At 62.1% G+C, this 19,561-nt stretch carries 14 protein-coding genes and 1 pseudogene; 7 read left to right on the top strand and 8 right to left on the bottom strand.

What is annotated here, in order from left to right; genetic code table 11:
* Positions 1–129 precede the first annotated feature (129 nt).
* A pseudogene (locus tag KOM00_RS18225) lies at positions 130–768 on the top strand (IS3 family transposase); the annotation flags it as partial.
* A 61-nt stretch (positions 769–829) separates the two neighbouring features.
* Here the strand turns inward: KOM00_RS18225 and pdxR are convergent.
* Positions 830–2,221, bottom strand: coding sequence for a MocR-like pyridoxine biosynthesis transcription factor PdxR (pdxR, locus tag KOM00_RS18220; RefSeq protein ID WP_216500401.1), 1,392 nt, complete (start codon positions 2,219–2,221; stop codon positions 830–832).
* Between the two features lie 225 nt (positions 2,222–2,446).
* On the opposite strand from pdxR, the gene KOM00_RS18215 reads away from it, so the two are divergent.
* Positions 2,447–3,628 carry a hypothetical protein gene (locus KOM00_RS18215; protein WP_216500400.1) on the top strand — a complete coding sequence of 394 codons (1,182 nt, stop codon included), beginning with the start codon at positions 2,447–2,449 and terminating at the stop codon, positions 3,626–3,628.
* A 135-nt stretch (positions 3,629–3,763) separates the two neighbouring features.
* Here KOM00_RS18215 and hpnH read toward each other — a convergent pair whose 3' ends face one another.
* The 4 genes from hpnH to shc form a co-directional block, all read right to left on the bottom strand.
* Positions 3,764–4,762, bottom strand: coding sequence for an adenosyl-hopene transferase HpnH (hpnH, locus tag KOM00_RS18210; RefSeq protein ID WP_216500399.1), 999 nt, complete (start codon positions 4,760–4,762; stop codon positions 3,764–3,766).
* A gap of 123 nt (positions 4,763–4,885) precedes the next feature.
* Positions 4,886–6,793 carry a 1-deoxy-D-xylulose-5-phosphate synthase gene (dxs, locus tag KOM00_RS18205; RefSeq protein ID WP_216500398.1) on the bottom strand — a complete coding sequence of 636 codons (1,908 nt, stop codon included), beginning with the start codon at positions 6,791–6,793 and terminating at the stop codon, positions 4,886–4,888.
* Between the two features lie 59 nt (positions 6,794–6,852).
* On the bottom strand, positions 6,853–7,845 hold the full coding sequence (gene hpnA, locus KOM00_RS18200) for a hopanoid-associated sugar epimerase (RefSeq protein ID WP_216500397.1): 993 nt from the start codon (positions 7,843–7,845) through the stop codon (positions 6,853–6,855).
* A 9-nt stretch (positions 7,846–7,854) separates the two neighbouring features.
* The gene (shc, locus tag KOM00_RS18195; protein ID WP_216500396.1) at positions 7,855–9,897 is read right to left on the bottom strand and encodes a squalene--hopene cyclase; all 2,043 of its coding nucleotides are present in this window, start codon (positions 9,895–9,897) and stop codon (positions 7,855–7,857) included.
* Positions 9,898–10,129: 232 nt separating this feature from the next.
* Between shc and KOM00_RS18190 the strand changes: the two genes are divergently transcribed.
* From KOM00_RS18190 to hpnI, 3 genes are all read left to right on the top strand, one after another.
* Positions 10,130–12,778 (top strand): MMPL family transporter, encoded by a 2,649-nt coding sequence (locus KOM00_RS18190; protein ID WP_216500395.1) that lies wholly within the window; start codon positions 10,130–10,132, stop codon positions 12,776–12,778.
* A gap of 144 nt (positions 12,779–12,922) precedes the next feature.
* Positions 12,923–13,510, top strand: a complete 588-nt coding sequence (locus tag KOM00_RS18185; protein ID WP_328758764.1) for a class I SAM-dependent methyltransferase — start codon at positions 12,923–12,925, stop codon at positions 13,508–13,510.
* Positions 13,510–14,661: a bacteriohopanetetrol glucosamine biosynthesis glycosyltransferase HpnI gene (hpnI, locus tag KOM00_RS18180; RefSeq protein WP_216500392.1), complete on the top strand. Its 1,152-nt coding sequence runs from the start codon at positions 13,510–13,512 to the stop codon at positions 14,659–14,661. The genes KOM00_RS18185 and hpnI overlap by 1 nt, the downstream gene beginning before the upstream one ends.
* A 91-nt stretch (positions 14,662–14,752) precedes the next feature.
* On the opposite strand, the gene KOM00_RS18175 is transcribed toward hpnI, so the two are convergent.
* The 3 genes from KOM00_RS18175 to KOM00_RS18165 form a co-directional block, all read right to left on the bottom strand.
* The gene (locus KOM00_RS18175) at positions 14,753–14,965 is read right to left on the bottom strand and encodes a DUF2905 domain-containing protein (protein WP_216500391.1); all 213 of its coding nucleotides are present in this window, start codon (positions 14,963–14,965) and stop codon (positions 14,753–14,755) included.
* A gap of 238 nt (positions 14,966–15,203) precedes the next feature.
* Complete coding sequence (locus KOM00_RS18170) at positions 15,204–15,734, bottom strand: epoxyqueuosine reductase QueH (protein ID WP_216500389.1); 531 nt, start codon at positions 15,732–15,734, stop codon at positions 15,204–15,206.
* A gap of 8 nt (positions 15,735–15,742) precedes the next feature.
* The gene (locus tag KOM00_RS18165; RefSeq protein ID WP_216500387.1) at positions 15,743–17,581 is read right to left on the bottom strand and encodes a cytochrome C; all 1,839 of its coding nucleotides are present in this window, start codon (positions 17,579–17,581) and stop codon (positions 15,743–15,745) included.
* Between the two features lie 244 nt (positions 17,582–17,825).
* Between KOM00_RS18165 and KOM00_RS18160 the strand changes: the two genes are divergently transcribed.
* Both KOM00_RS18160 and KOM00_RS18155 read left to right on the top strand, forming a co-directional pair.
* Positions 17,826–19,130 carry a cytochrome C gene (locus tag KOM00_RS18160; RefSeq protein ID WP_216500385.1) on the top strand — a complete coding sequence of 435 codons (1,305 nt, stop codon included), beginning with the start codon at positions 17,826–17,828 and terminating at the stop codon, positions 19,128–19,130.
* Between the two features lie 66 nt (positions 19,131–19,196).
* Positions 19,197–19,556: a cytochrome C gene (locus KOM00_RS18155; protein ID WP_216500383.1), complete on the top strand. Its 360-nt coding sequence runs from the start codon at positions 19,197–19,199 to the stop codon at positions 19,554–19,556.
* Positions 19,557–19,561: the final 5 nt, after the last annotated feature.

Below are 19,561 nucleotides of genomic sequence, written 5' to 3'. Positions count from 1 at the left end.
GAGCGTATTAGGTCTCGTGATGTTCTTGCTGAGAAAGAAGACCATTGGCACATCTGTTGTACTAGTGGGTAGAGGGGTAGAGATGATTCCCCGAAGCGTAGCCAGACCATCATCTAGAACCGATCAAGGCTACGCCGTACGGGCCACAGATGGAACCACAAGCGCGTCTACCGGGTCTATTGTGACCTTAAACTGAACCTGAAGCGCAGGGCGAAGAAACGGCTGCCGAAGCGGATCAAGCAACCTCTTTGGGTACCTCAACAGCCGAACCAGGTATGGTCGGCAGATTTTATGAGCGACACGCTCTACTGCGGGAAAACGTTTCGTACCTTCAATGTCATTGACGATTTCAACCGCGAGTGCCTCAGCGTAGAGATTGACACCTCAATTACCGGAAGGCGACTAATTCGGGTCTTCGAGCGGTTGAGGCAGGAGCGGGGGCTTCCTCACGTTCTACGAACTGACAACGGCCCAGAGTTTTTGAGCGGTGACTTTGTTGCCTGGGCAGAGGCTGCTGGAATGATGATCCACTATATCCAGCCAGGAGAACCGAACCAGAACGCCTACATCGAAAGGTGCAATCGCACCTACCGGGTGGAGATCCTGAGCCTGTACGTTTTCCAGAGCCTCAGCGAGGTCCGGGAGATTACCTACTGGTGGATGAACGACTACAACGAGCTACGCCCGCACGATGCCCTCGGGGATCTGACACCCGTTGATTACATGAATCGCTACACCAGAAACTCTACTTATGAAATGTCTACTTGACGGGGAAGCTTACGCTTTTACTCCAGACTGCTGGAGATGGAAAAGTAGTCTGCCCCCTTTTTCAGCAGATATGGGAGAGCAAGGCAATGCCTCGCTCGATCTCGCTGCCGACCAGTCCACCAAAGCCGAGCACCAGTGTCACCGCTTCCGGATGGCCGGTGGCGTGGAAATCCGAAAACCGGAGCAGCCGAATACCCTTTTGCGCCGCCTTGTCTATGATCTCCGCTTCACTGTAGGGCGTTTCGGGGAGCCTTATGACGACGTGCAGCCCGGCGCCCTGGCCGATGACGACGGCCCGTCTGCCAAAATGGGTCTCGACCGACCGCAGCAGCATGTCGTGCTTCTTTTTATAGACCGTGCGCATGCGCCTGATATGCCGCTCCCAGTGCCCCTGCTCCATGAAACATTCCATGGCTCTCTGCTCAACCAGCGACACCGAGGAGTTGTAGTCCCTGTAGAGCTGGCGGTACCTCGCCAGCAAAGAGTAGGGAAGTACCAGGTAGCTCAAACGGAGTTCGGGGGAGAGTATCTTGGAGAAGGTCCCCGAATAGATGATGTTCCCGGTCGGGCGCAGGCCCTGCAAGGAGGGGATGGGGTTGCCCTGGTAGCGAAGCTCGCTGTCATAGTCGTCTTCAATGATGAACCTGCCACCGGATTCCGCCCATTCTATCAATGCCAGCCGGTTGGCCACCGGCATCACGTAACCCAAGGGGAGCTGGTGCGAAGGGGTGACGTAGGCGATGGTGGCGCTGCCGGCCTTGAGCTGGTCCAATTCGATCCCGCCAATACCGACGGGAACAGGACAGATGGTATAGCCATGGTTCTGGAAGACGGTACGGGGCAGGTGGTAGCCCGGATTCTCAACCGCTACCGTCGTATGCTGCCCTTGCAGCAGGTGCGCGATGATCTCGAGGCCCTGGTGCAGACCGGCGCTGACGATGATCTGGTCCGGGTCACAGGTCACGCCGCGCGATTTCTCCAGATAACTGTGGATGGAGCAGCGTAATCCCCAGCTTCCCTGGAGGTCGCCATAGTGACTGAACTCCCGGCTGTTGCGGCGCAACCCCTCTGTCAGGCATTTTCGCCAGAGTTCGGTGGGAAAACTTTCCGGATCGAGGTGGGCAGGATGGAAATCATAGGCAAAGTGGGACTGGTAGGGCTGAACTAAGTTGTTTTCGCCTTTTTTGCCGGACAGGGAGTGCGGTGCAACCTCATGGTCGAGGGGCGACACGAAATAGCCGCTGCGCGGCCTGCTGTAGATGTATCCCTCGGCATAAAGCTCCTGGTAGGCTCCATCGACCGTGTTGCAACTGGCAGAAAGCTCTACGGCCATCTGCCTCACCGACGGAAGCCTGGTATTTGCAGGCAGCTTGCCTGACAGGATGTGCTCTCTGAGCTGGGTGTAGAGCTGTTTGTACAGCGGCACCGGATCACTGCTATTCAGGATGAACATGCTGCCCCCGTCTCCTCCAAGGTTTGGCTGCGCGTTAAGCAGGATCTGCCCCTCAACGCGACTCGCAGGCCGTCTCTGCATACTCGCATACTATCCAATCTGCTCCCATAAAAAAAACAAAAACTGCAGCTGTGAATGGTTGCACGTTGGGTCTATGCTCCCCTCACTGATATCAGTCCGGAAAGCGCAGCCGGGAAAAACACACAAGCATCGAGAGGGTAACCTATGAAAAGAAGTTTGAGGCTTATGGGCACGGTGTTCACTATGCTTATGTCAATCTCAACCATCGCTCTTGCGGAACCGGTCACCTTTCCCAAGGGGGCTGCAACCCCGTCGGAGACCTGCGGAGAGTGTCACCAGGTGCTCTTTAAGGAATACGCCCTGGGCGTCGGCAGCGATAATCATTCCGCGAATCACTCGATACCCGCGACGGTTTCTCCCGCGGCGACCGCCCATGCCACCTCGAAATTTACGCCGCTTGCCTCCGGCGGATCAGTCGAATGGTGCCGTTCCTGCCATTTTGCCGGGTCTTTCAACATCCCCGGCAAGAATGAGGTCGGGAAACAGATGCCGAACGTGGTGAATGCGGGAGAGATCTCGATCACCTGTGCCACCTGCCACCTAACGCCCGAGGGGAAGGTACGAAGCGTCCGCAATTCGAAAAATGCACCCCATGCCTCGGTTGTCGAGCCTGCTCTGCAAACCTCGGCGGTATGCGCTCACTGTCACGTCGATACAACGAACACCAGGATCGTAGGGGGACAGTACCAGACCTATCTGGAGTGGCGTGACGACTTCCACAAGCCTGGCCTCGGCGCACAAGAGTGCCAGGATTGCCACATGCCTCGTACCTTGCGTAAAGTTGCCGAGGACTCGGATGGTGCTCCTGTCGCAGTCGGGCGGCACCTCTGGACCGGTGGTCACTCCGCGCAGCGCCTGGGCGGTTCGTTGAGCCTCTCGATCATCCAGCGCGACCAGGACAAAGCCATCCTTTCTTTCAGCGTGACGAACATCGGCGCCGGACATTCGGTCCCGACCGGCCCCAATGCCCGCGGCGTGTATCTTTCGGTGGATGTGCTGGATCGTCAGGGAGTGAGTAGGGCCCGGAAAGAATGGCTCTTTGCGCCCAATTTCAGTGGCCGTCCCGACGACAAGGCGTTCCTGGAAGAGGATAAGAAGCTTTCCGGTTATGAGGCGTATGCGCAGACACGAGCTGACGCACAGGGGATGCATGAACCTCCGGTTCGGGCCGGCGAAGAGCGTCTGCTGGACTGGAACCCGTCTTTGGCCCCTGGTTTGTACACCGTCAAGGCCAGGCTGAGGTACACGACCGATCGCTTCAGAACACCCGCAGCCGACGACGAGAAGGAGATGGGAAATGCGGCACTGCTCATAACCAACAAGTAACCGTAGGGCAGGGAACAGACACGCGGGGCGTTCTTCAGATTTCAAGATTTGATGCGCCGTCTGTCGCAAACGTAGAAGGGGCAGCCGTGAGGCTGCCCCTTCCTGTGTTTTACGGGCTGGTTAAAGCTGCTGATCTCAGGTCAGGTTCCACAGGAACATTTCCCACATCTCTTTCCAGCTCTTGCCGATCTCCTCGACGACGCTCGGCTCGAAGCCGCAGTGCATCATGCATTGGGCGCAGCGCGGGTCCTTGCCCACGCCGTACTTGTCCCACTGGGTCTTCTCCATCATCTCGGCGAAACTGCCGTAGTGCTCGTCGGTGATGAGGTAGCAGGGGGCCTTCCAGCCGCGCGGGTTCCGGGTCGGGTTGCCCCACGGGGTGCATTCCAGTTCCTTCTCCCCCTTCAAAAACCTCAGGTACATGGGGGTGGAGAAGAAGCGGTACCGCTTGCTCATCTCGTAAACCGCCTCGAACTTCTTCTGGATCTCGCGCCGCTCCAGGAACAGCTTCTCCCCGACCGCCTCGTAGCCGAATCCGGGGGCTACCAGGAAGCCGTCGACGCCCAGGTCCTTCAGATGCGAGAAGAGCATCTCGATCTCGATCAGGTCGGTTTCCTTGAATATGGTGGTGTTGGTGCAGAGCCGGAAGCCGAGCTGCTTCGCCTTCTTGATGGCGGACATGGCGATCTTGAAGGTGCCGGGGCGCTCCAGGATGCGGTCGTGGGTCTCTTCCATGCCGTCCAGGTGCACGTTGATCACGAAGTTCGGGTGCGGCTTCAGGGTGTCCAGCGCCTTCTCAAGGAGCAGGGCGTTGGTGCAGAGATAGATGTGCTTCCCCCTCTTCAGCACTTCATCGATCAGTTCGAAGATGTGGGGATACAGGAACGGTTCGCCGCCGGTGATGGTGACGACCGGTGCCGGGCACTCGTCCACTGAGTCGAGGCACTCCTTGAGGCTCATCATCTCCTGTATGGTGTCGGCGTACTCCCTGATCCGGCCGCAGCCGGAGCAGGCGAGGTTGCAGAGGTGGGTCGGCTCCAGCATGAGGACCAGGGGGTACTTCTCCTGCTTCTTCATCTTGTTGCCCATGATGTAACGGGTGAGGTCGTAATTCAATCGCATCGGAAAACGCATTGTAGAGGTATCCTTCCGGCTGTTCTTGGGTTGAGGCTGATAAACATGGCTGCGGGACAGGCCGAGGAGATGAAGCCTTCAGCCTGTCCCGCGTCTAGCTGCCTGACTGAAACGAAAATGCTGCTACTTGACTACGGTTAGTTGCGGATGAACGCTGCCGGCACCCTTCAGGAAGGCCTGGCAGGCGGCGGCGATCCCGGCGCCGTCGAGGCCGAGGTCGGTGCGCAGTTGGGCCTGGCTTCCCTGTTCGATGAAGCTGTCGGGGATGCCGATCCGCTTCACCCGTATCCCGGTAAGCCCCGCATCGGCGACCGCTTCCAGGACGGCGCTGCCGAACCCGCCCAGAAGGGCGTTCTCCTCCACGGTGACGACGCAGCCGGTGCGCCCGGCCTCGGAGAGGATCAGCTCGCGGTCCAAAGGCTTCACGAAGCGCGCGTTCACCACGGAGGCGAAGATCCCCTTCTGCTTCAGGAGCGCAGCGGCTTCCAGCGCAGGGTAGACGGTGGAGCCGACGGCGACCAGGGTCAGGTCGGTGCCCTGGACCAGCAGTTCCCCCTTGCCGATCTCGAGCGATTTGAGCTCCTTGTCCATCTCGACTCCGTATCCGGCACCGCGCGGGTAGCGCAGCGAAACGGGGCGGCCGTGATAGATGGCGGTCTTCAGCATGTGCTGCAGCTCGTTCTCGTCCTTGGGGGCCATCACGGTGAGCTCCGGGAGGTGGCGCAGGTACGAGATGTCGAAGGCACCGTGATGGGTCGGGCCGTCGTCGCCTACCAGGCCGGCGCGGTCCAGGGCCAGGGTCACCGGCAGCTTCTGCAGGCAGATGTCGTGGAAGACCTGGTCGTAGGCGCGCTGGGTGAAGGTGGAGTAGATGGCGGCGACCGGGCGGAACCCTTCCACGGCGAGCCCGGCCGCGAAGGTCAGGGCGTGCTGCTCGGCGATGCCGACGTCGAAGAAGCGCTCCGGGAACCGTTCCGCGAACGGGGTGAGGCCGGTGCCGTCGGGCATGGCCGCAGTGATGGCCAGGATCTTCTCGTCCTTCTCCCCGAGCTTCACCAGGGTGTTGCCGAAGACGCTGGTGTAGGAGGGGGGACCCTGCTTGCTCGCGGTGGTGCTGGCGGGCTTGGTGGGGGCCACGCCGTGGAACTTGTCGGGCATGTCCTCGGCCGGTCCGTACCCTTTCCCCTTCTTGGTCATCACGTGCAGCAGGATCGGTCCCTCCAGCCGCTTCACGTTCTCCAGGACGCCCAGGAGGGTGGGGATGTCGTGCCCGGCGATGGGGCCCACGTACTCGAAGCCGAGCGCCTCGAAGAGGGTCCCCGGGGTGAGAAACCCCTTGAGCGAGTTCTCCGCCTTCTTGGCGAAGTGCAGGATGTTGCCGCCGATGGCGGGGATCCCGGCCAGAAGGCCTTCCATTTCCTTTTTCAGGCTGCGGTAGTAGGTGCCGGTCATCTTCCTGGAGATGAAGGAGGAGAGGGCGCCCACGTTCTTCGAGATGGACATCTCGTTGTCGTTTAGGACCACGATCAGGTTCTTCTTCAGGTGCCCGGCCTGGTTGAGCGCCTCCAGCGCCATGCCGCCGGTGAGGGAGCCGTCCCCGATCACCGAGATGACCCGGGCGTTGTCCCCCTTGAGCGCGTGGGCCACGGCGAGGCCGAGCCCCGCCGAGATCGAGGTGGAGGAGTGACCGGCACCGAAGGCGTCGTGGGGGGACTCGGAGCGCTTGGGAAAGCCGCTGATCCCCTTGTAGCAGCGCTGGGTGTGGAAGCTGTCGCGCCGCCCGGTGAGGATCTTGTGGGTGTAGGCCTGGTGGCCGACGTCCCAGACGATGTTGTCCTTTGGGGAGTCGAAACAGTAATGCAGCGCGATGCTGAGCTCGACCACACCCAGGTTGGAGGCCAGGTGTCCGCCGGTCTTCGCCACCGTATCCATGAGGAAGCCGCGCACCTCGTCAGCGAGCAGCACCAGCTCCTCGGCATCCAGCTTCTTCAGGTCGTCGGGACCGTTTATCTTGCTGAGCAATGTGTACATGGATCTCCTTGAGAACCCGTAACGATTAAAGAACAGGGGGCTGCTGGGAAAACGTTGGGCTAACGGTTTTGGGCATAGCCGTTGTCCTTGAACCACTTCACCGCGCGCTCCAGTGCGTCTTCCACGGGAGTCTGCGGCAGCCCGAGCTCGGCCTGGGCCTTGCCGGAATCGAAATACATGAACTTCTTCGCCATCTGCACCCCCGCCAGCGGGATGAGCGGCTCGCGACCGGTGACGACGGAGAGCGCGTGGTTCGCGTAGGCCGCCATGAGAACCGGGTAGTAGGGGAGCTTCACCCGCGGCGCCTTGAGCCCTGTGAGCGCCGAGAGCATCTCGAAGATCTGCGCCATGGTCAGGTTGCGGTTCCCGAGGATGTACTTCTCCCCGACCCTTCCCTTTTGGGCCGCCAGCAGGTGCCCGCGCGCGCACGCCTCGACGTCGATCAGGTTCAAACCGGTGTCGAGATAGGCGGGCATCTTGCCGTTCAAGAAGTCGACGATGATCTTCCCGGTCGGGGTCGGCTTCACGTCCATCGGTCCGACCGGGGTCGACGGGTTCACGATCACCAGCGGCAGCCCCTTGTCCAGGTACGACTCGGCGGCACGCTCGGCCAGGAACTTGCTCTTCTTGTAATCCCCGACCATGTCGCCGAAGTCGACCGGAGTCTCCTCGTTGCCGGGTGTGCCGTCGCCCGGGTTCCCCAGTGTTCCCACGCTGCTTGTGTAGACCACCTTGCCGACGCCGGCGGCGAGGGCCGCCGAAAGCATGTTGCGGGTACCGAGCACGTTGGCGTCGTACATCGCCTGGGGCGTCCGGGTCCAGAGCCGGTAGTCCGCCGCGGCGTGGAACAGGGCATCGCACCCCGACAGCGCCCTGACCAGCGGCTGGCGCTCGGAGAGATCACCCTCGTGGAGCTCCAGGTCGAGACCCGCCAGGTTGCGCCGGTCCGAGCCGGGACGCACCAGCACGCGCACCCGCCAACCTTCCTTCAATAGCTCGCGTACGATGCTCGCGCCTATGAAACCGGTAGCCCCGGTGACGAACGCCTTCATACCCGCCCGCTACTCCGCGCCGCCGGTGAGGGTGCGGTAGGTCCCCAGCGCCATGAGCGGGAAACAGTTGCGGTAGATGTGGTACTTGATCATGAAATACTTCGGGAACCCGGTCCCCGTGTACTGGGTCTCGTCCCAGGTCCCGTCCTGCCTCTGCGTGGAGATCAGGTACTGGATGCCGCGCACCACGGTGGAGGAGTCCGCCTCGCCGGCCGCCATGAGCCCGAGGAGCGCCCAGCCGGTCTGCGATGCCGTGCTCTCCCCCATCCCGGCCAGGGTGGCGTCGTGGTAGGATTCGCAGGTCTCACCCCAGCCGCCGTCGATGTTCTGGCGCGACTTGATCCAGTTCACCGCCTTCTTGATGTACGGCTGCTCCATGTCCTCGCCGATGGCGGCAAGCCCGCAGAGCACGCTCCAGGTGCCGTAGAGGTAGTTCACCCCCCAGCGTCCCCACCAGGGACCTTCCGGTTCCTGGTTCTTCTTGAGGAACTCCAGGGCGCGCTGCGCCGCCGGGAAGGTCTTGGCGTAGCCGAAGGTCCCCATCAGCTCCAGCATCCTGCCGGTGAGATCGGCGGTGGGCGGGTCGATGAGCGCCTCCAGGTCGGCGAACGGGATCTTGTTCAGGATGTGCCTGGTGTTGTCCTTGTCGAAGGCGCCCCAGCCGCCGTTTTTGCTCTGCATCCCCAGGCACCAGTTGATGCCCCTTTTCACCGCGTCGTTCATCGACCTGCGGTCCTTCACCTCGATCCCCTTCAGGGCGATCATGACGAAGCCGGAGTCGTCGACGTCCGGGTACCAGTCGTTCAGGAACTCGAAGGCCCAGCCGCCAGGCTCGAGCTCCGGCGACTTTATCTTCCAGTCCCCCGGCTTTCTCACCTCGCGCTCCAGGAGCCACTGCGCACCCTTCACCAGGGAGGGATGGTCCGACGGCACCCCGGCGTCGATGAGTGCCTTGAGGGCGAGCGCCGTGTCCCACACCGGCGAGACGCAGGACTGCAGCACGAGATGGTCGTCGGTCTCGATGCAGAAGTGCTCCAGCGCCTTGAGCCCCTGGGACACCGCCGGGTGTTCGTTTTCGTAGCCGAGCACGCTCAGCGCCAGTACCGCGTTCAGCATGGCGGGCTGGATCCCGCCCCAGTCCCCAGACTCCTCCTGGTGCTCAAGCACCCACTCCTCGGCCTTGGCCATGGCCCGCTTCCTGAAGGGGCGGAGGGGGCTCCGCTCGTAGACCTTCAGCATGTGGTCCAGGCCGATGAAGAAGTTCTTCCAGGTGAAGATCCCTTCTTCCTTGGTGAAGGTGTAGTCGATGGCGCGCGGCGGCCGGACGAAAAGTTCCTGCACCCTCTGCGCGGGGGGGAGCTTGTGCACCGGCCGTTTGAACATCACGATGGAGAGCGGGATGATGGTGGCCCTGGCCCAGCTGGAGAACTCGTAGATGTTGATGTAGGCCCAGTTCGGGAGCAGGTTCAGCTCGACCGGCATGCTGGGGACCCCGAGCCAGTCGAACTCGCCGAAAAGCGCCAGGAAGATCTTGGTGAAGACGCGCGACTTGATCACGCCCCCCTTCCCCAGGATGAAGGCCCGCGCCTTCACGAGCGCCGGGTGCTCGGCCGGGTACCCCGCGAGCTTCAAGGCGAAGTAGGCCTCGACGGTGGTGGAAAGGTCGCCCGGGCCGCCGTAATAGATGGTCCAGAATCCCTCCTCGGTCTGCTTGGAGAGGAGGTAGTTGCTCATCTTGCGCTCGCGCTCGTGATCGACCAGCCCAAGGAAGTGGAGCAGCATTATATATTCTGCGGTTATGGTGACATTGGATTCGAGCTCGGCCCACCAATAACCTTTGGGGAGCTGTTCGCGGAAGAAGAAGTCGCGGCTACCTTCAATGGCGAGGTCGAGGGGGCTCTTTGCCTTGCCCGGCTTACTCTTCCAGAGAGCGGGGGGGAACTGGTGGACCGTTGCCCCTGCCTTGTGTTCGACGTTCAATTCCGGCTCACTAGCGATGCCGTTGAATGAGGTGAGTGCATGTGATATGGGGTGTTTGAAGGGGGAGGTCACCACATACTCCTTTCTGCCGGATTGGGACGATTTAACCCAGTGTAGCTGGATTGTACATAGTTACAAGGGTGGAAATCTACCATGTATTTGTGAAAAGGTACACTGTTTTTTCCTAGGTTGAGTTTTTTTTCTTAATGAAAACAATGATTTGCTCTGGTGCTGTTGATTGTGCGCCCGGGGTGTGCTAGGTTGCATGCGCTTAATTTATTGTGCGGAAAAGGCCAATGATCTTATGAATGAAGCTCCGAAAACAAGTCTGCTGTTCTCCCTGGCGGCGCGCCGCCCCTGGCTGGTGCTGGCCCTGGCGCTGCTCCTGTCCGTGCTCTCCATCTGGCTCACCGCCCAGCGCATGGAGTTTCTCACCGGTCGCGACGACCTGATGCCGCAGAACACCTCCTTCAACCGCGACTATCGCGCCTTCCGTGCCGAGTTCGGCAGCATGGAGGACATCGTGGTGGTGATCGAGGGGGGCGATGCCGATAAGGTGGGGAGTTTCGGCAACCGCCTGCACGACGCGCTCGCCAGGGACAAGGCACACTTCTCCGACGTCTTCTACCCTTACGCGCTCCCCTATTTCCGGGACAACGGCCTGCTGTTCATGCCCCTGGAGGACATCAGGGAGCTGCGCCGCAACCTGACCCTGGCGGCGCCGGCACTGCGGGCGCTCTCCGCGTCACCCTCGGTGCAGACGCTCTTCACCCACATGACCGGCAGCATAGAGCGCTACCTCGCCGGCGACCGGAAGGAGCTGCCGGGGATACTGTTCATGCTGGACAAGCTGGGAGCCGGCTTCACCAGCTTCGGGACCGGGAAGGGGAGCGTCCCCTCCATGGAGAGCGTCTTCATGAACCCGAATTCCGCCTTCGCGCGAGCGGGGCGCCAGCAGATACTGACCGCGCTCCCGGTGCGGGACATGGCGGGCTTCGTCCCGGCCCAGGCGGCGATAGCCGTGGTCCGTGCCGAGGTGGCCCGCCTGAAGGCCCTCCCCGAGTTCAAGGGGGTGAGCGTGGGGCTCACCGGGACCCCGGTCCTGGAGCACGAGGAGATGACCACCAGCGAAAAGGACATCACCCTGGCGACGGTGGTCTCCCTGGTGCTGACCGTTGTCCTGCTCCTCTTCGCCTTCCGCGGCGTGCTGAACGTGGCGGCGGCCATGGTGTCGCTGCTCGTCGCCATCTCGCTCTCCTTCGGGTTCGCCACTGTCGCGGTGGGGCACCTGAACATACTTTCCATGGTGTTCGCCGTGATGCTGATCGGCATCGGCATCGAGTACGGCATCCAGGTGGTGCTGCGCTACCAGGAGGAGCTGAAGCTGGGGGCGGGGGAGATGGTCGCCCTGGAAACGGGGATGACCAGGAACGTCTGGGCCATCGTGATGGCCGCCGCAACCGTCGCCGCCGCCTTTTTGACCTTCGTCTTCACCGACTTCCGCGGCATCGCCGAACTGGGCGTCATAGCGGCAGGTGGGGTGGTCATCTGCGTCCTGGTCACCTTCACCGTGCTCCCCGCCCTGCTGGTGCTCCTTGCCCGGTACCGCGGGTCGCGTACCCGCGCAGCGGCGGTCCGCCTAAGCGAGCACGGCGTGCTGTCCCGGCTCCTCTTCGGCCGCCCCAGGCTGGTGATCGGCCTCACCCTCGCCCTTTGCGCGGCCTCCTTCTACCCCCTGTCCCGGGTCTCCTTCGATTACAACCTCATGAACCTGCAGGCCAAGGGGCTGGAGTCGGTCACCTACGCCTACAAGCTGATGAGAAGCAAGGAGAACAGCGGCTACTTCGCCGTGGTGACGGCCAATAGCCCCGCGGAAGCGCAGGCGAAGACGGCAAGGCTGGAGCGGCTGCCAAGCGTTGACCACGTGGTGAGCCTGAGCACCCTGGTGCCGGATCATCAGCAGGAGAAGCTCGCGGAGCTGGCCGCGCTGCGCAGGGAGCTTGCCGATGTGAAGCCGGTCCCCTACGAGGAGAGCCTCTCGCTGATGGAGCTCCCCAAGGTTTTCGAGGCCTTCCGGAACGCCGCGGTGGCGCTCAAGGCGCGGCTGGAGCAGGAGCGGCTCCCGGAGGCGAAAGAGGCCGCCGCGTTCGTGGCGACCCTCGACAGGTTCTTCGCGGGACTGGAGAAGGAGAGGGACAAGAACGCGGTGGGGATGCTCCAGGATTTCCAGGGGGGGATGTTCAAGGAACTCCCCGGGAAGATCGAACTGTTGAAGCAGAGCCTGGCCGCCAAGCCGGTCACCGAGGCGGACGTGCCCAAGGAGCTCCGTTCCCGTTTTGTGGGTAAGAGCGGGAAGTTGATGCTGCAGGTGGCTCCCAAGGGGGAGATCTTCAACCGCGAGCCGCTCAAGGCCTTCGTGGACGAGGTGAGGAGCGTCGATCCGCACGCGACCGGGGAGCCGGTGATGGTCTACGAGTCGATGACCATCATGCGCGACTCCTACCGCCTTGCCTTCATCTACGCCTTCGTCGCCATCGTGGGCATTCTCCTTGTTGCTTTCAGGAGCGTCAAGTACGCACTGATCGGCCTGGTGCCGCTGCTGGTGGGGCTGCTCTTCATGGTGAGCGGCATGTGGCTCTTCGGTATCAGCTTCAACTCGGCGAACATCATCGTCATGCCGCTGGTCCTCGGGATAGCGGTCGATTCCGGGATCTACATCATCAACCGGTACCGGCGCGAGGAGGGGAGCGCGGCGGGCGTGGTCCTTAGTTCCACCGGGGTCGGGGTCCTTCTGAACACGCTGACCATCATGGCCAGTTTCGGCGCGCTCATGGTGGCACGGCACCAGGGGGTGTTCAGCATCGGCGCCGTCATGTCGCTCGGGATGGTCGCCTGCCAGATAGCGTTCATGGTCACCCTCCCGGCGGTGCTGACGCTGGCTGCCAAAAAATAAGATCCGTAGGGGCGAATAATCATTCGCCCGTCCGCTCTTGATGTGAGGGATTGTCTTGGCCACAAGGGGCGGCCTTCGCGGCCGTGCCCTCACCCCTGCCCCTCTCCCGGAGGGCGAGGGGATATGTGGTCGTTTGGGGGACATGTGGGGAAGGCTGGCAACAAGGCTGAATCTTTGCGCGGGGCGGTGCCGCTTTCGCACTACTTCCTGAAAGAGCGGGTGCGCCCGGGAGACCTGGTGCTGGACGCCACCTGCGGCAACGGCCTCGATACCCTGCTGCTCGCGGAACTGGTCGGTGAGGGGGGGACGGTCTGGGCCTTCGACGTTCAGCCGCGCGCCATCGCGGCCACGCGCGAACTGCTTGAGCGGGAAGGACGGCTGGCGCAGGTGCGGCTGATAGAGGCCGGACACGAGCGGCTCGCCGACTTCGTGCCGCAAGGAATAACGGCGGTCGCCTTCAACCTCGGCTACCTTCCGGGAGGTGACACCGGTCTCGTCACCGACCCGGCCAATACCGTGGCCGCGCTGAGGCAGGCGGCGGAACTGCTGGTACCCGGCGGCATCGTCACCATCGCACTCTACACCGGTCACGCCGGCGGCCCGCAGGAAGCGGCCGCGGTCGAAGGGTGGGCCGCCTCCCTGCACCCGGGGCGGTTCAACGTCTGGCGCCACCGGCAACTTAACCGCCCAGACACCGCACCGTACCTGGTGCTGGTGGAAAGGATCCGCTGATGCTGCGCGAAGCCCTCCCGTTCCTTGCCGTCACCCCTTCCCTCGCCTACGCCGCGATCACGCTCCACTGCGGCCGCAGCTTCTTCGCAAACCCCGTGGCTCTCCCCGACCACGCGCCGCCGGTCTCCATCCTGAAGCCGGTGCGCGGCGTGGACGGCGACAGCTTCGAAAACTTCTCGTCCTTCTGCAGACAGGACTACCCCCGTTACCAGATCGTCTTCGCCGTGGCCTCTCACGAGGATCCGGTGCTCCCCATCATCGAACGGCTGATGCAGGCCTACCCGGAAACGGACATCGAGCTGGTGGTCGACCCCGGCATCCACGGGGCCAACTACAAGGTCTGCAACCTGATGCACGCCTACGCCAAGGCGAAACACCCGCTGCTGGTGGTCTGCGACAGCGACATCAGGGTAGGGGAAGGGTACCTGCGCCAGGTCTGCGCCCCCTTCGCCGATCCGGAGGTGGGGCTGGTAACCTCGCTGTACCGCAGTTCGCAGGTTCGGGGCACCGGCTGCGCCATCGAGGCGCTTGGCTTTTGCTGCGAGATGATTCCGAACGTCATGGCCGCGTTGAAGCTGGAGGGGCTTTCCTTCGCGCTGGGGGCGTCGATGGCGGTGCGCAGGGAGGCGCTGGAGCGGATAGGGGGCTTCGAGGCGCTGGTCGATTACCTCGCCGACGACTACCAGTTGGGTAACATGATCCATCGGGCCGGCTACCGGTTGGAGCTCTCGCCGTACTTCGTGGAAAGCGTGATGCGGGGTGACGAGAAGCTTAGCGAGCTCCTGTCGCGGCAACTGCGCTGGGGGCGCACCATGCGGATCTCCCGCCCGGGAGGGTACCTCGCTTCGGGGATCACGCTCCCCTTTCCGGGGGCGGTGCTCGCCCTGCTGCTTTCGGGGGGAGGCGCCGCCGGCTGGCTGGCCGCGGCGCTGCTCTACCTGGTGCGTTCGGTGGTGTCGACGATCTACAGCCGCCAGTTGGTGCGGGACCGGCTGTTGCCGCGCTGGCTCTGGCTCCTGCCGCTGCGGGACGCGCTTTCTTTCGGCGTCTGGGGGCTGTCGCTCATCGGCAACCGGGTGCGTTGGCGCGGCGATCTATTCCGCCTGGAGAAAGGTGGCAAGATCGTTGCGATGGGCGGGGCATCCGATTAACAGCGCATCTTGAGCCTGCAACCCCGTTCGTGGTCCCGCCCCCGGAGGGGGAGAGCGGGCGGAGCGGAGGAGTTGAGGGAGCGCAAGAGGGCTATCTGCGGAACAGCCAGAGGATGAAGGAGAGCACCAGCGAGATGATGATGCTGGTGGCCAGCGGGAAGTAGAAGGTGAAGTTTTCCTTCTTCACGTAGATGTCGCCGGGAAGCCGCCCAAGCCACGGGATCCGGCCGGCGAGGGTAAAGAGCGCGCCGATGGCGGCGATGATCAGCCCCAGGATGATGAGGGATTTGCCGAAGGAAGGCATGAGAGAGTCCTCGTGCGGTGTCGTGAAGACGAGGCGGGTGGCGCGAACCTGTAGGGGCGAATAATCATTCGCCCCGGTGCCGCAGCGCCCAGGTCGCCACAGCGGCAATAAGGGCATGAGCGGCTGGGCAAATGATTGTTTGCCCCTACAACCTGTGACCGCCTTCCGCTGTCGCGTTGGTGGTAAAAAGGGGACTGGCACCTGCTGAGCCGGTCCCCTTGTAATTTCGCCTGGCTCGCTACTTCCTTACGTAGCGTTCCTTTTCGCTGTAGATGCAGCCGCAGTATTTCTGGCGGTACAGCCCCATCTCCTTGGAGAGGTTGATCCCTTCCTGCCAGCCGGTACGGAAGTCCTGGTAGTGGAACTCGACGCCGTAACGCTCGCCAAGTTTGACGCCGAATTCGCGGATCATCTCCTGGTTTTGGTAGCGGCTGTAGAGCAGGGTGGAGGTGAACCTTTTGAAGCCGAGCTCGGCCGCGCTCCTGGCCGCTTCCTCCAGCCGGGAGCGGTAGCAGTAGGCGCAGCGCCCGTCCGGCTCCCCGGCCACGTTGGAGAGAAACTCCTCCAGCAGGTATTCCTCCCGGTAGTGCACCTCCAACTCCACCAGCTTCGCGTAGGTTTTCAGCGCTTCCATGCGCAGCCTGTACTCGGTGTACGGGTGGATGTTGTGGTTGAAGAAGAACCCCGTGACATCGAGCCCGGCGGATCTCAGTTCCTTCACCGGGTAGATGGCACAGGGCGCGCAGCAGATGTGCAGCAGTATCTTCATGCTTTCCCTTACGGGCGTCCCCCACCGGGGCCGCCCAACAGCCAGTTAATGGCGTCCGCTTTCACCTTGGCGAAGGCCGCTGCGTATGCGACACCGGGAGCCTGTGCCGCAATGTAATTTCCTCCCATGATGGGATTGCTGAGCGAGACTTTTCCGGTGCTGCTGTTCACGGCCAGCGTCGCGTTGTTGATGGCAGCTTCGACGTCATTGTCAAGCACACCGTTGTTCAGCCAGTCGATGGAGTCGTAGATGAGCCGCTTGGTGTACTGGGGGGTGTGCGCGAACGCGCAGGGCTCGTTTTGCAGCAGGCTCGCGTTGAAGAAGGCACCCATGGTGTTGGCACCGCCGCCGGGGAAGGCCGCGTTGTAGTCGGAGTTCTTGTTGGCCAAGGGACGCACCTTCGAACGCGAGGGGTTGAGCGGGTTGGCCGGCAGCGTCGAATCCGTCTTGAGGACGTTCAGCATGGCTATTGCCGCGGCGTAACCTTCCTTCTTGGTTTGCAGGACGGCCGGAGTAAGTTGCAGCGGGTCGCCGGTGTGGCAATGGGCACACGCCGTGCTGGCGATGGAGGTAATGGTACCGGTGCTGTCCTTCACCACCGGTTGGAAATCGTGCGGCGTGGGTGTCTTCATGTGGCAGGTCGCGCACGGTCCGGCGTTGCCGGTGCCATGCTCGTTGGCCACGCCGATCTTGCCGTGGAGGAACCTCGCCGGAACATAGTTCCTGCCGATGAACTCGTACCCTCCGGTACGGAAGATAAGGGTTGCTGCGGCGCGGTCGTGGGCCCCCGGCGTGGAGGTGTTGCTAAAGTCCATCCCCGCGGCCTGCGCGTCATAGATCATCGAGCCGAGGCCGCGGCCGGAATGGCAGGGGATGCAGACGTTGGAGTCGCTGAGGTCGGGATAGACGGTCACCTTGTTGTTGAGTTTCACCGTCGGGGAGCTGTTGGAGGACGAGAAGTTGTAGTAGCCGCGGTAAGCCGGTACCGCGCGGGTGGCCCAGTTGTAGGCACGGCCGGCGCCGTTGTCATGGCAGACGTTGCAGGCGGTGACTTCCTTGGTCTTGTCCGGCGAGGGGGCGTCTGCCGGCTGCGCGGCGCCGGGTGCGACTTTGACCGGATAGTTCTGCACCACCGCATAGCCGGGGCCTGCGAAGGGTTTCAGGTCGGAGAAGCCGCTGGTCACGAACTGGATGTAGCCGGTAGAGGTGTGGCAACGGACGCAGTAGTACTGGAAGGTCAAGTTGACCGGCTCGTAGCTGCCGCGGGTCTTGAATTCGTAGCGGGTTCTCGCGCCGGAGAGCACGTTGCCGTGCCCGGACTCGGCCCACTCCGCGTTGGCCGACATCGCCGTGGTCGGATCGTGCGGGTTGTGGCACTTGCGGCAGTTGCCCACGTAATTGGAGCTAAGGTAGGAGGCGCGGTAGGTGCTGTTGTTGATGCTCGCGGTCATGTTGCCGAAGTGCTGCGGCGCGAGCCTCACCTGGATGTCGTTGGGGTGCGAGAGCCCGTGGCACTTGTCGCACTTGCGGCTCGCGTCGGGATTCTGCGTCGCCACGCCGCTTCCTCCGCCGTGACATTTGGCACAGGACTCCGGGTGGCCGGGGTGGGGTTCGTGACAGTCGGCGCATCCCGCACCGTTGTTCGTGTTGTGCGTGGAATTGAGCCACTCCTGGACGATCAGGGCGCCCGTTCCCGGCGAGACGGAGCCGGCGTGGCAGCTTGCGTCCATGCACTTTTGGGACTGGGCAAGCTTCGAGACTCCAGTGGCGTTGTCGGCGGAACCACCTCCGCACCCCGCCACCAAGAGCGTAGTGAGAACGAGGAAAACAAGGCTTTTTAGCAGCATAGCAGGCCCTCCCAAAGATTTAAGACGCTACCTTATAGCATTTTCTACAGCAAAAAAGTAGAGAAAAATGAGTGTTAGCTCACTGCCGGCCAATTCCCTTTTTGTTAAGTTGACTTCACTTCTGCAATATTGTATTAATCATCAGTCCGATTGCGTCAAGTACGCATTTGGCGAGGGATTGAGCCGCTCTAGTAGTGTTAATGTAATCTAATTTAAACGCTGGTTGCAGTGTAGGAGACCAACTATGTTTCTGAAAAAGCATACTGTAGCGGTCATGTTCCTTCTTGGCATCTCCTGTGCCCCCTTGTTGGCCCCGGGCACGGCCAACGCCATCCCGGCTTTCAGCCGGCAGCACAAGACCGAATGTTCCACCTGTCACACCATTTACCCGGAACTCAACGAGTTCGGCGACGCCTTCCTGAAAAACGGCTACGTTTACCCCCACAAGAAGGAGGGGGCAAAAGCGGCGGCCAAAGCCACCGAGCCGGGCAACGAGTGGTCGATCATCTCGGGTTTGCCCCAGCAGATACCGCTCTCGCTTACCGCGAGCGCCGACCTCGCCTATGACGAAGATGCGGCGGATGGCAACAAGCTCGATCTTTCCACCAGGTCGATCACGCTGCAGGCCGGGGGCTCCTTCCGCGACCTGTTCGGGTTCTTCGCCACCTACAACCTCTACTCCCAAGGGATGCAGCGCGCCTCCTCGCTCTCCAATCCCGCCAACAACACCAACGTTCCCCCGGGCAACGACCCCGACCTGGACGAGTTGTTCCTGGTCTGGCGTCAGGCCCTGGGCTCCCCGGTCAACGTGAAGGTGGGGCGCTTCGAGCCGAAACTTTCGCTGTGGAAGAAGAGTAACCGCATCCTTCCGGTCCCTTCCTACGCGTCGACCACCTACCGTGTCGGTCTCTCCCCTTTCAGCAGCGATGCCACCGAGGATGGCGTGGAGCTGAACGCCCTGCTGGGTAACCGTATCTTCGTCGCCGGCGGGGTCGTGGACCGCAACGGCCAGGACCGGGAAGACGGCTACGGGCACATCTCCTTGAAGATCGGCGGCACCGACCTGAAGGGACAGGAGCCCGAAGTCGACCTGGAGAAGGATAGCCTGTGGGACTACCTGAGTGTCACCCTCGGGTCCTTTGGCTACTGGGGACAAAACGGCGAGTTCAACGCCAACGGCGTCGCGCAGAACCTGAACAGCTTCAGAAGGATCGGCGCCGAGGCGGACATCCTTTACCAACGGCTGCACTTAAAGGGAAGCGGCAGCTTCGGTCGTGATTCCAATCCTGAGTTCGCAGTTGTGAAGTCGGTCATCAACAGCAAGGTCTATACCCTCGAGGGCGAGTACTACCTGGGCGCGCCGGTGAACCTCGTCCCGATCTTCCGCTACGAGTACCTGAACGCCGGCGACGGCACCATCAAGCGCCTGACCCCGGCCATCGCCTACACGCCGCTGCAGAACGTGCGCATGTCGATTGAATACACCCACAGCATTGCCCCGGAAGGAATCGGCAACATCGCCTTTGCTTCCATCGCCTTCAGCATGTAGCTGACGGTCCGGACATGCCAAACGGCGGCGGCCGCCGCCGAAAAAATTTGGAGGATTCATCGTATTATGAAAAAGCTCCTCGTTACCATGCTCCTTGTTGCAGCAACCGCAACCAGCGCCCACGCCGGACTCAAAGTCGTCGGCAGAGGCGACGCCATGCGTCTCGACCCGTCCGGCTTCCCGCCGGCCATGAAGGCCAACTACGAGATCGTCCGCGTGAAGTGCGTGAAGTGCCACACCCTGGAGCGCACCATCGTCGCCATCCAGACCGGCGTGGCCCCCATCTCCGGGCAGCCCTTCGACCGTAACGCAACCAAGGCCTACGGCATCAAGATGCTCAGAAAGCCGGACTCCAACATGAACAAGGCCGAAGTGAAGGCCTCCGTCGACCTGATGAACTACCTCCTCTCTGAAGCGGAGAAGTAATCATA

This window comes from Geomonas diazotrophica (assembly GCF_018919385.1).
Classification (GTDB): Bacteria; Desulfobacterota; Desulfuromonadia; order Geobacterales; family Geobacteraceae; genus Geomonas; species Geomonas diazotrophica.
Note: the sequence above shows the minus strand (reverse complement) of the source record. Positions and strands in the feature narration are given on the sequence as shown.

Bases quoted from the DNA above. Each gene is read 5' to 3' on its own strand.
- KOM00_RS18170 (WP_216500389.1), bottom strand. From the start codon at position 15,734: ATGAAGATACTGCTGCACATCTGCTGCGCGCCCTGTGCCATCTACCCG.
- KOM00_RS18175 (WP_216500391.1), bottom strand. From the start codon at position 14,965: ATGCCTTCCTTCGGCAAATCCCTCATCATCCTGGGGCTGATCATCGCC.
- hpnA (WP_216500397.1), bottom strand. From the start codon at position 7,845: ATGAAGGCGTTCGTCACCGGGGCTACCGGTTTCATAGGCGCGAGCATC.
- hpnI (WP_216500392.1), top strand. From the start codon at position 13,510: ATGCTGCGCGAAGCCCTCCCGTTCCTTGCCGTCACCCCTTCCCTCGCC.
- KOM00_RS18160 (WP_216500385.1), top strand. From the start codon at position 17,826: ATGTTTCTGAAAAAGCATACTGTAGCGGTCATGTTCCTTCTTGGCATC.
- KOM00_RS18190 (WP_216500395.1), top strand. From the start codon at position 10,130: ATGAATGAAGCTCCGAAAACAAGTCTGCTGTTCTCCCTGGCGGCGCGC.
- KOM00_RS18165 (WP_216500387.1), bottom strand. From the start codon at position 17,581: ATGCTGCTAAAAAGCCTTGTTTTCCTCGTTCTCACTACGCTCTTGGTG.
- hpnH (WP_216500399.1), bottom strand. From the start codon at position 4,762: ATGCGTTTTCCGATGCGATTGAATTACGACCTCACCCGTTACATCATG.
- pdxR (WP_216500401.1), bottom strand. From the start codon at position 2,221: ATGTTCATCCTGAATAGCAGTGATCCGGTGCCGCTGTACAAACAGCTC.
- dxs (WP_216500398.1), bottom strand. From the start codon at position 6,793: ATGTACACATTGCTCAGCAAGATAAACGGTCCCGACGACCTGAAGAAG.
- KOM00_RS18215 (WP_216500400.1), top strand. From the start codon at position 2,447: ATGAAAAGAAGTTTGAGGCTTATGGGCACGGTGTTCACTATGCTTATG.
- KOM00_RS18155 (WP_216500383.1), top strand. From the start codon at position 19,197: ATGAAAAAGCTCCTCGTTACCATGCTCCTTGTTGCAGCAACCGCAACC.